Below are 12,761 nucleotides of genomic sequence, written 5' to 3' on the forward strand. Positions count from 1 at the left end.
GCGGGAATGGTTCAGAACAGCTGGTCGGCGGTGGCGGTCGACACGGCGGCCGGCTCCTCGTCGCGGATCGCGACGGCGCGGAGGCGTGCGATCTCGGCCTCGAAGTCCTCCACCGACTCGTAGTGCTGGTAGACGGATGCGAACCGGAGGTACGCGATGGGGTCCAGGTCGCGGAGCGGGCCGAGGATCGCGACGCCGACGTCGTCGGCGGGAATCTCGGCGCAACCGCTCGCGCGAAGGGTCTCCTCGACCTTCTGGCCGAGCTTGGCCAGATCGGCCTCGGTGACCGGGCGGCCCTTGCAGGCCTTCCGGACGCCGTTGACGACCTTCTCCCGCGAGAACGGCTCGACGACGCCGGAGCGCTTGACCACCACGAGTTGCATCTGCTCCAGGGTGGTGAATCTCTTGGCACAGGAGCGGCACTCGCGGCGACGGCGGATGGAGCTACCATCCTCGGCGACGCGCGAGTCGAGGACGCGGGAGTCGGTGAAGCGGCAATAAGGGCAGTGCAACGATCCCACCTCCTCGTCTGATGTGGTGCTGCTCCCCCGCTGTGGAGGAACATGTGGATGAGCCGTGCACATCTTGTGAGTCCTTGACCACAATCTGTGGACGAAACACACTGATGTAACTACTACATGTAGAGGTTAGGAGCCTCGCCGCCGCAATGCAAGCCCCGCCCGCGGGTCGCCGCCGACAGGGCCACCCAGCAGGCACCTTTGGGGGCAGCGAGGGCCCCGGCGACCGCCCGAGGCGGCACCGGGGCCCTCTGCAGACCTCCACAGCCCTCAGCGGCCGGGCTGCGCGACCCCCATCGCCAGGACGGTCGGGGATGCGCCGACATCGATCGGCTCATCACTCACCGACAGGAAGGCGCCCACCAGGGTGGACAGCATCACGCCGGCGATGAGGGCGACGAGGACCACCATCACGGCGAGGCCCCGGGGCGTCCACTCCAGACGTGACGTCGGGCCGGCTGCGTACGTGACGACCGGGGGGCGGGAGACCTCGCGGGAGCGCACGTCCGTACCCACCCACCGCTCCTCGGCGCGGGCAGCAGCAGGGCGGCGGGGCTCGACCACCGCCGAAGCGGCGGAGTGGGCCGCCCGGATGCGGCGCACGACCACATCGGAGTCGGAGGTGTACTCCAGCAGCTCAGCAGTCATGATGACCCCTTCTTCGAACGTCTGTTCGATCAGTATTATCGAACATCTCTGCGATTGCAAGCACCCTTCGCACCGATGTTCGCGGCGCTTTCCGCGACACCAGGAACCGTCCCAGCCGCCTCCGACACTTTCTGGGACGAAGCCCGCCCGCCCCGCGGCGGGGCCTCCGCCGCCTCCGAACACACCCGAACAGGTGTTTGAATGCTGCGTTCGATTGCCCTAGCGTGAACGCATGGCGACAACGGACGACGAGCGGCGGGGCGGCAAGCGCCCCGCGATCCCCAAGCAGACCCGGCGCGGACGCCCGACCGATGACGAGATCGCGCACATCGGCAAGGTCCGCCAACTCCCCGACGGGCCGGAGGACTCGCAGGGCCTGACGATCCGCCAGCGGCTCATCCTCGAGACGATCCGCGAGGCGATCGAGACCCGCGGCTACCCGCCCACCATCCGCGAGATGGGAGAGGCCGTCGGCCTGTCCTCCCCCTCGAGCGTCACCCACCAGTTGAAGGTCCTGGAGGGCAAGGGCTTCCTCACGCGCGATCCCAAGCGCCCCCGCGCCCTCATGGTGCACCTGCCCGGCTCGTCGAGGCCCGCCACCCACGAGCCCCCCGCCCCCACGCAGGAGGCGGCGCCGGCGGTGTCCGACTTCGGCGACGACGTGCACGTCTCGCGGTCGGTCAACGTTCCCATGGTGGGTCGGATCGCGGCCGGCGGCCCGATCCTGGCCGAGGAGCGCGTCGAAGAGATCCTGCCGCTGCCGCGCGACCTGGTGGGCGAGGGCACGCTGTTCCTGCTCGAGGTCAGGGGCGACTCGATGATCGACGCGGCCATCTGCGAGGGTGACTACGTGGTGGTGCGCCAGCAGCCCGATGCCAACAACGGCGACATCGTCGCGGCGATGATCGACGGGGAGGCCACCGTCAAGACGTTCAAGCGCACGCCCGGTCAGGTCTGGCTGCTCCCCCACAACCCCGCTTACGAGCCCATCGACGGCAACGAGGCGACGATTCTGGGCAAGGTCACCGCCGTCCTGCGTCGCCTCTGATCCCAGAGCGTGGCCGCGGCACCTGTCCACGTCGGTAGGGCCGCCGGTGCACGAACGGCGACAGGAGTCGGCCGCGCGAGGTGGGTGATCAGCCGGCGAGGCGGCGCAACGCGTTGACCGCGACCTCTCGGTCGCTGGTCGACCAGAACCCGGGCATCGAGGCGCGCAGGAACGATCCGTAGCGAGCTGTCCGCAGCCGCGGGTCCAGGATCGCCACGAGGCCGCGGTCGGACAACCGGCGGATGAGGCGTCCCGATCCCTGGGCCAACAACAGGGCTGCGTGCGTGGCGGCGACGGCCATGAAGCCGTTGCCGCCCGCCTGGGCCACGGCCTTCTGCCTGGCCTGCATGAGCGGCTCGTCGGGCCGCGGGAACGGGATCTTGTCGATGATGACCAGCTGGCAGGTCTCGCCGGGCACGTCCACGCCCTGCCAGAGGCTGAGCGTGCCGAACAGCGAGGTGGCGGGCTCCTCGATGAACCGCCTCGTCAGCTCCGAGAGTTGCGCATCGCCCTGGCACAGGATGGTCATCTTCGGCAGTTCGGCGCGACAGTGCCGGGCGGCGGCCTCGGCGTTGCGCTGGGATGCGAACAGGCCCAGCGTCCGCCCTCCTGCGGCCCAGACCAGTTCGGCGACCTCGGCCAGCGCCTCGGGGCCGATGCCGTCACGGCCCGGGTTGGGCAGGTGCTGCGCGACGTAGAGGATGCCCTGACGGGCGTAGTCGAACGGTGATCCCACGTCCAGGGCGCGCCACTCCAGGCCGGTGCGTTCCTCGGGCTCGGTGTCGAGGACGCGCTCGTTGCGGCGCAACCCGACGGAGGCCGCGGCCGCCTCGAAGTCGCCCCCCAGCTTCAGGGTCGCCGAGGTGAGGATCGTCGTGGTGTTCGACAGGACCTTCTCGCGCAGGAGGCCCGCGACGTTCAAGGGGGCGACGACCAGCCAGCGACCGAGGCGCTCGCGTTCGCTGACCCACAGGACGTCCGTGTCCTTGAGGGCCGCCATCGCCTCGGCGATGTCGAAGACCTCCTTGGCCGCGGCGGCCGCCTGCTTGGTGTCGGGGTCGTCCGACTTGAGCGCGCTCACGACCTGGCGGGCCACGTCCCGGACGCGGGCCAGGACGGCGAGGACCGGTGAGTCGGGGTCCTCGATGCGTTCCAGCGGCGCGTCGGCCAGTGCCTTCTCCAGCGCGTCGCCCAGGTCGGCGAACTCGAGGGCGAGATCGTCATCGGTCAGGTGCGTCGTGCAGCGGCGGGAGACCCGCTCCAGTTGCTGGGGGCTGAGTTCGTTCGAAGCGGCGCCCGTCACCCGTGCCGTCAGTTCGTGCGCCTCGTCGATGACCAGGAAGTCGTGCTCGGGGAGGACGGTGTTGCCGTGCATGGCGTCGATCGCGAGCAGGGCGTGGTTCGTGACCACCAGCTGCGACCTGCGCGCGGTCTCGCGGGAGCGCTCGACGAAGCACTGGGTGAAGAAGCCGCACGTGGGACCGAGGCACTCACGCACGGGGATCGAGACCTGCGCCCAAGCGGCGGCCGTGTGGGAGGGCGCCTCGTCCCGATCGCCGCTGCCCTCGGCCTCGAGCTCCTCCTCGACCCACGCACGCAGCGCGAGCACCTCCGCGCCCAGCACCGAGGCCGCGTCCGCCCGACCGGCACGGAGGCCCTCGACGAGGTCCTCCCCGCCGAGCAGGGATTCCTGCTCCCTCCCGATGCCGTCGAGCGCCCGGTGGAGGCAGGCGTAGTTGGTCCGGCCCTTCAGGATCGCGTGCGTGACCTCGCCACCGGTCACCTTGCCCGCCGCCTTGACCGCAGCGGGGATGTCGCTGCTCGCCAACTGCGCCTGCAGGGCCAGGGTCGCCGTGGCGACGACGACGCGTCCCTTCGGGTTCTCCTTCAGGTAGGCGAGCGACGGCGCGAGGTAACCCAGCGACTTTCCGGTGCCCGTGCCGGCCTGGACGAGCAGGTGCTCCCTCTCGACGAACGCGTGGTCGATGGCGCGGGCCATGGCCACCTGCCCCTCGCGCGGGGCACCGCCGATCGCCTCGACGGCCGCGTCGAGGATCTGGTCGGTTCGGCTGGGCACCCGTCCGAGGCTGGTCACTCCTCGGGGCGCTCCGGCTCGCCGAGGAGGAGCGCACCGTCGTCGTCGAACGCGAGCGCCCGGATCGTCGCGACCGCCGCGGTCGGCAGCGGGCCGTACAGGTGCGGGTACGCCTGATCGCCCCCGGGAACCTTCTCGAGGCGCACCCGGGTGCGACCCAGCCGGGCGCGGTCGATCTCGAGGATGACCAGGGGCTCCGGGTCGTCGGCGTAGAACGAACGCGCCACGAGCCCCACCTGGTGCGGGTACGAACAGTGGATGAACCCCTCCTCACCCAGCGTGCGCCCGCGCGTCGAGTGCAGGTACACCCCGACCTCGCGGGCCTCCGCCCACTCCGAGCGGCGGGCGATGTGCCACAACGGCAGCAGCGCGGCCTCGGGCCGGCCGTCCGGGCCGTCGACCGCCTCGCCCTCGGCGTCCGTCATGTCGACGCCCCGAACTCGACGAGCTCGCCGGCCAGGTTGGGGTTGACCCGCGCCGTGACGCGCGTCCCCTCCGCGGTGTGTTCACTGCTGAGGATCTCGCCCGTCCTGTGGATGCGGTCGACCAGGTCGTGCCGGGCGTACGGGATGAGCACGTCCACGTCGACGGCCGGACGCGGCAGGCGCGCCTCGATCCGGTCGCGCAGGTCGGAGACACCGGCCCCGGTGCGGGCGGAGAGGAAGACGGCGTCCGGGGCGAGGGTGCGCAGCGGGATCAGGGTGGCCTCGTCGACGAGGTCGATCTTGTTGAACGCGATCTGCTCGGCGATGTCGTGTGCGCCGATCTCGTTCAGGACGGCCCGGACGGCGGTGATCTGGCCCGCGGGATCCGGGTCGGAGGCGTCCACGACGTGCACGAGCAGGTCGGCGTCCGCGGACTCCTCCAGCGTCGACCGGAACGCCTCGACCAGGTCGTGGGGCAGGTGCCGGACGAAGCCCACCGTGTCGGTCAGCGTGAACACGCGACCGTCGGACGTGTGGGTGCGACGCGTCGTCGGGTCCAAGGTGGCGAACAACGCGTTCTCCACCAGCACGCCGGCGCCGGTGAGGCGGTTGAGCAGCGAGCTCTTGCCGGCGTTCGTGTAGCCGACGATCGCCACCGACGGAACCTGGTTCCGCTTGCGCTCCGACCGCTTGGTGTCACGCACGGCGTCCAGGTCGCGCAGGCGCTTGCGCAGTTGCGCGATGCGCGTGCGGATGCGCCGCCGGTCGGTCTCGATCTTCGTCTCGCCGGGACCACGGCCACCGATGCCGGCACCACCGGCCGCCCGGCCACCGGCCTGGCGGGACAGGTTGCCACCCCAGCCGCGCAGGCGCTGGCGGAGGTACTGGAGCTGTGCCAGCTCGACCTGGGCCTTGCCCTCGACCGACTTGGCGTGCTGCGCGAAGATGTCGAGGATGAGCGCCGTCCGGTCGATGACCTTGACGCCGATCCGGTCCTCCAGGTTGCGCAGCTGGGCCGGCTCGAGCTCGCCGTCGGCGATCACCGTGTCGGCGCCGGTCGCGATGACGACCTCGCGCACCTCGTCGACCTTGCCGCGGCCGATGTAGGTGGCCGGGTCGGGATGCGAACGTCGCTGGACCAGCCCATCGAGAACCTCGGAGCCCGCCGTCTCGGCGAGCAACTTCAGCTCAGCCATCGCGTTGTCGTGGTCGGTCTGGCTGCCGGACGTCCACACGCCGACGAGCACCACGCGCTCCAACTGCAGCTCGCGGTACTCGACCTCACTGATGTCGGTCAGCTGGGTCGACATGCCCGCGACGCGGCGGAGGCTCAGGCGCTCGGCCAGCTCGAGCTGGTCGCCGTCGTAGTCGTGGTCGCCGTACTCGGGGTCGCCCTGCTCGGGGTCCACGGTGGCGTCGTAGGTGTCAGTCATCAATCTCCTCGCCCGGCAGCCGAACGCTGCCACGGGCCACGATCTCGGCCGGGCCGGTCAGCCAGGCCTCTCCCCCGCGCAGGTCGACCTCGACCTGCCCGCCGGGCACATCGACGGTCCAGCGGCCGTCCGTCTCCCCGTGGGCGCGGGCGACGGCGGACGCTACGGCCACCGTCCCCGTCCCACACGACTCGGTCTCCCCCACGCCGCGCTCGAACACGCGCATGCGGACGTGGCCTCGGCCCAACTGCTCCACGAACTCCACGTTGACGCCGGTCGGGAAGGCGTCCAGCGGGAACCAGCTCGGCGCCCGGCTCAGGTCGACCCGGTTCAGCTCGTCGCCCTGCCCCAGCAGGACGACGGCGTGCGGATTGCCGACGTCGACGTTGGTGGCCGCCCAGCTGTCCTCGCCCACCTGGACGGTCGTGCCGGCATCCGTCGTCCGGGGGCGCCCCATCCAGACGCGCACGCGGCCGTCATCGAGCAACGCGGCGGCACGAAGACCCGCACGGGTGCCGATGGGGATCTCGGTGGTGCCCGGGGGCACCAGTCCCTCCTCGACGAGGTAACGAGCGAACACGCGGACGCCGTTGCCGCACATCTCGGCGATGGAACCATCGGCGTTGCGGTAGTCCATGAACCACAGGTCAGGGTCGCCGTCCCAGCCGGGGATGTGGCGGGCCCTCACCGCGCGCAGGATGCCGTCCCCGCCGATGCCGGAACGTCGATCGGTGAGGAAGCGCACCGCGTCCTCGGTGAGCGGGCGCGCGTCCTCGGCGTCCGTCACCAGGACGAAGTCATTGCGGGTCCCGTGTCCCTTGGCGAAGTGCAGCACGTCGCCCATTGTCCCACGGTCGGCAACCGGCGCATCATGGCCCCTCACCGCAGCCGATGAACGCCTCCACCCGGCTGCGCCGTCCGGCGTCAGGGAAGGAACGTCAACTGACCCGTGACGGCCTGGATGGCGAGGCTCGCCGTCGCCACCAAGACCCAGAGGATGCCTCCCAGCGCGAGCGGACGCCAGCCGGCATCCTTGATGGCGCTCAGCGAGCTCGACATGCCGACAGCCGTCATCGCAACGGTCGTGCCGAAGTGCGCCGCGAGCGTCAGCCATCCGACGAACGCCTCGGGGATCGCGCCGATGGTCCGCAGCCCGGCGGCCAGGACGAACAGCACGAGGAACCCGGGCACCATCTTCCACCAGACGGTCCGGGTGCGATCGGACTCGGCCACGGCCCGGTTGCCGAACCACTGCTGGAACAGCGCCAGCGGCACCAGCATCAGCGTGCGGACCAGCTTCACCACCACCGCGTACGCGGACGCCGACATGCCGCCCACGACGACCCCAGCGGCGATCAGTTGCGCGTCGAACGAGGTGGCGGCTGCCACGACCGACGAGGTGTCGTTGACCGCTGTCCCGGCCCAGAGCCCGAAGGTGGTCGGAGTGAACCCGAACGCCATCCCCAGCGAGGGGAAGACCAACGCGGCGAGCACGTTGTACATGACGATGACGGCGATCGACATGGCGATCGCGGTGGCGCGCGCCTTGATGACCTGGCTCATCGTCGCGATCGCGGACGCGCCACAGATCGTGGTGCCATAGGTCACGAGGATGCCGGTCTCACGATCCACCTTGAGTGCCCGGGTGAGCGGGATCCCTGCGGCGACGGCCACGACGATCGTGCCGAGCATCACGGGGAGCCCGGCGCCGCCGATGGACACGACCTCCGTGAGGGACATGCCGGCGCCCAGCAGCACGATCGAGCCCTGCAGGACGCGCTTGGCGTTGAACTGGACGCCTTTCCTCCACCCCGGGCGCTGTCCGGCGAACTGGCCGATGAGGAGCCCGAACAGGATGCCCAGGACGGGAGCCCCGATCACGGGAACCTGCTGGCCGAGCAGCCATGCGACGATGCCGACGACGAAGGGCAGGGCGTAGCCCCAAGCGGAGGATTTCACAGCCCTATGGTTCCATCGTCGGCGGGGTGTGCTTGACGGCACGCCCCATCGCGGGCGCGGACGTCCGCCCCGTCAACTGGTCCGCAAGGGACTGGGCAAGATCGGGCTCGGTGGCGTCCCTCCAGTCGATGCGGTGGTCCCGGCGGAACCACGACAACTGCCGGCGCGCGAACCGCTTGGTGGCCTTCACGATGGCCGCGCGGGCCTCGTCCTCGGTCAGTTCACCGTCGAGGTACTGCAGGACCTGCCGGTACCCGATCGCCTTGACGGCGGTGACACCCTGCCGCAGGCCCCGCCGCTCCAGCGCGCGGACCTCGTCGACCAGCCCCGCAGCCCACATGGCGTCGACGCGCTGGTGGATCCGGGCGTCCATGGTGGCGCGGTCCAGGTCGAGCCCGATGCTGGTGACCCCTTCGAGGGCATACGTCCACTCCGGGAGGTTGGGTGCGTGCCCGCCGGTCAGGTCGAGCACCTCCAGCGCGCGGACGGTGCGGCGTCCGTTGTTGGGCTGGATCTCCGCGGCGGTGCCCGGAGCACGGGTGGCCAACAGCGCGTGCAGGGCCTCAGGGCCGACGCGCTCGAGCTCGGCCTCCCACCGGGCGCGGACGTCCGCGTCCGTCCCCGGGAACTCGAAGTGGTCGAGGATCGCCCGCATGTAGAGGGCCGACCCCCCGACCACGATGGGAAGGATCCCACGGGCCCTGCAGTCGGCGATCGCCGCCCGCGCCCTGGCCTGGAACTGCGCAACCGTGGCGGTCTCGGTGACGTCCAGGATGTCGACCAGGTGGTGCCGGACGCCCCGACGCTCGGCGGCGGTCGGCTTGGCGGTGCCGATGTCCATCCCGCGGTAGACGAGCATCGAGTCGGCGTTCACGATCTCCGCCGGCCGGCCACGCCACGCCAGCGCGACGGCCACGTCGACCGCGAGGGTCGACTTGCCGCTGGCCGTGGGGCCGTTCAGGGCGAGGATCTGCTGCACCCGTCCATTCTGCCGGGTCGGGGGCCGCTCCGCCCCGCCACGGTGATGTCAGGCCTTGTCGCACCCGTCGGAAGCCGGGGCCATCGGCTCGGGCCGGCGCAGCGGCATGCCGAGGCCGACACCCGCCGGGGCCGTCGGGGCGTCGTTCCAGCGTGCCCACGCGTCGCCCCCGGCGGTACGCCGGAGATGGGTGACGGCACCGTCGGCGTTCAGGTGGTGCGGGGCCGCGTAGGTGACCTCCACGTCGGCGACGTCGCCCGGACGCGGCCGCTCCATGCCTTCGGGGATCGTGACGTGCACGAGCCGGTTGTCGCGGGCACGGCCCGAGAGGCGGCTGGTCTCGTCGTCCTTCCGGCCCTCACCGGTGGCGAACATGACCTCGACGGTCTTGCCCACGAACTTCTTGTTCTCCTCCCAGGCCACCTCGCCGACCAGGTCGATCAGGCGCTCGTAGCGTTCCTGGACGACCTTCTTGGGCACCTGGTCCGCCATCGTCGCCGCCGGCGTCCCGGGGCGGATCGAGTACTGGAACGTGAAGGCGGCGCTGAACCGGGAAGCGGCGACCACGTCCAGGGTGGCCTGGAAGTCCTCCTCGGTCTCGCCGGGGAAACCGACGATGATGTCGGTCGTGATGGCGGCGTCCGGCATCGCGGCCCGGACCCGATCGAGGATGCCCAGGTACTTCTCGCTCCGGTAGGAGCGGCGCATCGTCTTGAGGATGGCGTCCGACCCGGACTGCAACGGCATGTGCAGGCTCGGCATGACGTTGGGCGTCTCGGCCATGGCGGCGATGACGTCGTCGGTGAAGGCCGCCGGGTGCGGGCTGGTGAAGCGGACGCGCTCCAGCCCGTCGACCTCACCGCACGCCCGCAGCAGCTTGCCGAACGCCAACCGGTCGCCGAACTCGACGCCGTAGCTGTTGACGTTCTGGCCCAGCAGCGTGATCTCCTGGACCCCCTGGTCGACGAGCGCGCGGACCTCGGCGAGGATGTCACCGGGCCGGCGGTCCTGCTCCTTGCCGCGCAGCGCCGGGACGATGCAGAACGTGCAGGTGTTGTTGCAACCCACACTGATGGACACCCACGCGGCGTAGGGCGACTCGCGGCGGGTCGGCAGGGTGGACGGGAAGCGGGTGAGCGCCTCCTCGATCTCGACCTGGCTGGCCTGCTCCACGCGCGCACGCTCCAGCAGGACCGGCAGCGAACCGATGTTGTGGGTTCCGAACACGACGTCGACCCAGGGCGCCTTCTTCACCACGGTGTCGCGGTCCTTCTGGGCCATGCATCCGCCGACCGCGATCTGCATGTTCGGGTTCTTCGACTTCTCGGGCGCCAGGTGGCCGAGGTTGCCGTACAGGCGGTTGTCGGCATTCTCACGGACGGCGCACGTGTTGAACACGATGATGTCGCCCCGCTCCCCTTCCGGTGCGCGGACGTGGCCCGCCTCTTCGAGCAACCCGGAGATGCGCTCGGAGTCGTGGACGTTCATCTGGCACCCGTAGGTGATGACCTCGTAGGTGCGTGGCGCTGCGTGCGTAGTCATGGCCGGATGAGTCTACGTCACGGAACATCAACCCGGGGTCAGCTGTTGCCCTCCCACGTCTCGCCGGCCTCGTCGCCCCCGTCACCCGGGCCAATCGTGACCTCGGACACGACGCGGTGGCACAGGCCCGGTGCGAATCCCCGCCGCACCAGCGCCCCGGCGAGCCGCCGGTAACGCACCTGGGGCTCGAGGTCGCCCATGGAACGCGCCTTCTTCTGCGCCAGCGCCAGGGCCGCCCGGTAGTCGGCATCGTCCGCGGTCTCGGCGAGCGCCTCGTCGATGACCTCGGCGTCCACTCCCTTGAGCCGCAGCTCCTCCCGCAGTGCCCGGGACGACTTCAGGCGCCGCTGCTGGCCCTCGACCCACAGCCCCGCGAACTGGGCGTCGTCGACGAGCCCGACCTCCTCGAACCGGTCCAGGACGGACTCGATGATCTCCTCGGGCACGGCCCTCTTCGCCATGGCCTGGGCGAGTTCAGCCCGCGAACGCGCACGCGACTCGAGCAGGCGCAGGGCGATCTCACGGGCGAATGCCTCGTGGTCAGCGGGCGAGAGCTCCTCGTCCCGGTCATCCGGCTCCTCACGACCGGGGCGGGGCCGCGGCCTGCGCCGCGGCCCCGAGGCACCGAACCCGCTCAGAACTTGACCTCACCGGTGACAGGATCGATGTCTTCGGCCACATCGGCCTTCGCGGCCGTGGCGGCCTCGCCGGGCTTCACGCCGATGCCGAGCTTGGTCTTGATGCGCTGCTCGATCTCGTTCGCCGTGTCGGGGTTGTTCCTCAGGTAATTGCGCGCGTTCTCCTTGCCCTGGCCGAGCTGGTCACCCTCGTAGGTGAACCAGGCGCCGGCCTTGCGGATGATGCCGTGCTCGACACCCAGGTCGATCAGGCTGCCCTCGCGGCTGATGCCCTGGCCGTAGACGATGTCGAACTCGGCCTGCTTGAACGGCGGGGCGACCTTGTTCTTGACGACCTTGACACGCGTGCGGTTGCCCACGGCGTCCGTGCCGTCCTTCAGCGTCTCGATGCGACGCACGTCGAGGCGGACCGACGAGTAGAACTTCAGGGCCCGGCCACCGGTCGTCGTCTCGGGCGAGCCGAACATGACGCCGATCTTCTCGCGCAGCTGGTTGATGAAGATGGCCGTGGTGCTGGAGGCAGAGAGGGCGCCCGTCATCTTGCGGAGCGCCTGGCTCATGAGGCGGGCCTGCAGGCCGACGTGGCTGTCGCCCATCTCGCCCTCGATCTCGGCCCGCGGGGTCAGCGCGGCGACCGAGTCGATGACGATGAGCGCCAAGGCGCCGGAGCGGACCAGCATGTCGGCGATCTCGAGGGCCTGCTCGCCGTTGTCGGGCTGGGAGACCAGAAGGGCATCGGTGTTGACGCCGAGCTTGGCCGCGTAGTCGGGATCCAGAGCGTGCTCGGCGTCGATGAACGCGCAGATGCCGCCGGCGGCCTGGGCATTGGCGATGGCGTGGAGTGCCACCGTCGTCTTGCCCGAGGACTCCGGGCCATAGATCTCGACGACACGGCCTCGGGGCAGCCCCCCGATGCCGAGCGCGACGTCGAGCGCGATGGACCCGGTGGGGATCACCTCGATCGGCTGCCGGGTCTCCTCGCCCAGCCGCATGACCGACCCCTTGCCGTGGGCCTTCTCGATCTGCGCCAGCGCTGCTGCCAGCGCCTTGTCGCGATCTGCAACCGCCATGGTGGTGACTCCTTCTCGAACGCCTCGTGCCGTGTGGTTCTGCGTGGTGGGGCGCTGGATGGCCCCGACACCGATCACGTTAGGCGTCGCCTCCGACAAAGTGTCACGCAGCTTCGCGACCTGTGGAGAACCGACCCGCAACCTTCACGGCACCCCAGACATTACCGAACACGTGTTCGAAGCGCCACGCGACACGCCGCCTCGGCGTGCCTCAGCGTTCGGATGCGGGGAGATCCAGGAAGGCCCACACCGCGCGCCACACCTGCTGGGCCGGGACGCCGGCGTCCAACGCCTCGCGGACGCTGCGATCGCCCAGGTCGGTGAGCACCACATCGCGCGACCACATGGTGACCAGGGAAGAACCGATGTGGGCGTTCAGCCGCCGCCAGAGTTCCTGCTCGCGCAC

13 protein-coding genes are annotated in these 12,761 nt (G+C 70.5%); 1 reads left to right on the top strand and 12 read right to left on the bottom strand.

The window, feature by feature from the left end; translation table 11 throughout:
- Positions 1-11: 11 nt before the first annotated feature.
- Together nrdR and AC5YDA_RS04635 are read right to left on the bottom strand one after the other, a co-directional pair.
- Entirely contained in the window at positions 12-512 is a 501-nt protein-coding gene (nrdR, locus tag AC5YDA_RS04630; protein WP_496189605.1) for a transcriptional regulator NrdR, read from the bottom strand.
- A gap of 276 nt (positions 513-788) precedes the next feature.
- On the bottom strand, positions 789-1,166 hold the full coding sequence (locus AC5YDA_RS04635) for a hypothetical protein (protein ID WP_496189456.1): 378 nt from the start codon (positions 1,164-1,166) through the stop codon (positions 789-791).
- A gap of 232 nt (positions 1,167-1,398) precedes the next feature.
- Here AC5YDA_RS04635 and lexA point away from each other — a divergent pair, with 232 nt between their 5' ends.
- Complete coding sequence (gene lexA, locus AC5YDA_RS04640) at positions 1,399-2,214, top strand: transcriptional repressor LexA (RefSeq protein WP_496189457.1); 816 nt, start codon at positions 1,399-1,401, stop codon at positions 2,212-2,214.
- Between the two features lie 88 nt (positions 2,215-2,302).
- Here the strand turns inward: lexA and AC5YDA_RS04645 are convergent, their stop codons facing one another.
- From AC5YDA_RS04645 to AC5YDA_RS04690, 10 genes are all read right to left on the bottom strand, one after another.
- Entirely contained in the window at positions 2,303-4,291 is a 1,989-nt protein-coding gene (locus AC5YDA_RS04645) for an ATP-dependent DNA helicase (RefSeq protein ID WP_496192790.1), read from the bottom strand.
- A 14-nt stretch (positions 4,292-4,305) separates the two neighbouring features.
- Entirely contained in the window at positions 4,306-4,734 is a 429-nt protein-coding gene (locus tag AC5YDA_RS04650; protein WP_496189458.1) for a DUF952 domain-containing protein, read from the bottom strand.
- Positions 4,731-6,167 (bottom strand): GTPase HflX, encoded by a 1,437-nt coding sequence (gene hflX, locus AC5YDA_RS04655; RefSeq protein ID WP_496189459.1) that lies wholly within the window; start codon positions 6,165-6,167, stop codon positions 4,731-4,733. The genes AC5YDA_RS04650 and hflX overlap by 4 nt, the downstream gene beginning before the upstream one ends.
- Positions 6,160-7,002: a diaminopimelate epimerase gene (gene dapF / locus AC5YDA_RS04660; protein ID WP_496189460.1), complete on the bottom strand. Its 843-nt coding sequence runs from the start codon at positions 7,000-7,002 to the stop codon at positions 6,160-6,162. Before dapF ends, hflX begins: the two co-directional genes overlap by 8 nt.
- 89 nt (positions 7,003-7,091) lie before the next feature.
- Positions 7,092-8,126 carry a YeiH family protein gene (locus AC5YDA_RS04665; RefSeq protein ID WP_496189461.1) on the bottom strand — a complete coding sequence of 345 codons (1,035 nt, stop codon included), beginning with the start codon at positions 8,124-8,126 and terminating at the stop codon, positions 7,092-7,094.
- A gap of 4 nt (positions 8,127-8,130) precedes the next feature.
- On the bottom strand, positions 8,131-9,105 hold the full coding sequence (gene miaA / locus AC5YDA_RS04670; RefSeq protein ID WP_496189462.1) for a tRNA (adenosine(37)-N6)-dimethylallyltransferase MiaA: 975 nt from the start codon (positions 9,103-9,105) through the stop codon (positions 8,131-8,133).
- A gap of 48 nt (positions 9,106-9,153) precedes the next feature.
- Complete coding sequence (gene miaB / locus AC5YDA_RS04675; protein WP_496189463.1) at positions 9,154-10,647, bottom strand: tRNA (N6-isopentenyl adenosine(37)-C2)-methylthiotransferase MiaB; 1,494 nt, start codon at positions 10,645-10,647, stop codon at positions 9,154-9,156.
- Between the two features lie 38 nt (positions 10,648-10,685).
- Positions 10,686-11,285 (bottom strand): regulatory protein RecX, encoded by a 600-nt coding sequence (locus AC5YDA_RS04680; protein ID WP_496192823.1) that lies wholly within the window; start codon positions 11,283-11,285, stop codon positions 10,686-10,688.
- Complete coding sequence (recA, locus tag AC5YDA_RS04685; RefSeq protein ID WP_496192791.1) at positions 11,282-12,355, bottom strand: recombinase RecA; 1,074 nt, start codon at positions 12,353-12,355, stop codon at positions 11,282-11,284. Before recA ends, AC5YDA_RS04680 begins: the two co-directional genes overlap by 4 nt.
- 211 nt (positions 12,356-12,566) lie before the next feature.
- Entirely contained in the window at positions 12,567-12,761 is a 195-nt protein-coding gene (locus AC5YDA_RS04690; RefSeq protein ID WP_496192792.1) for a DUF3046 domain-containing protein, read from the bottom strand.

It is taken from the genome of Propioniciclava sp. LT294 (assembly GCF_059516005.1).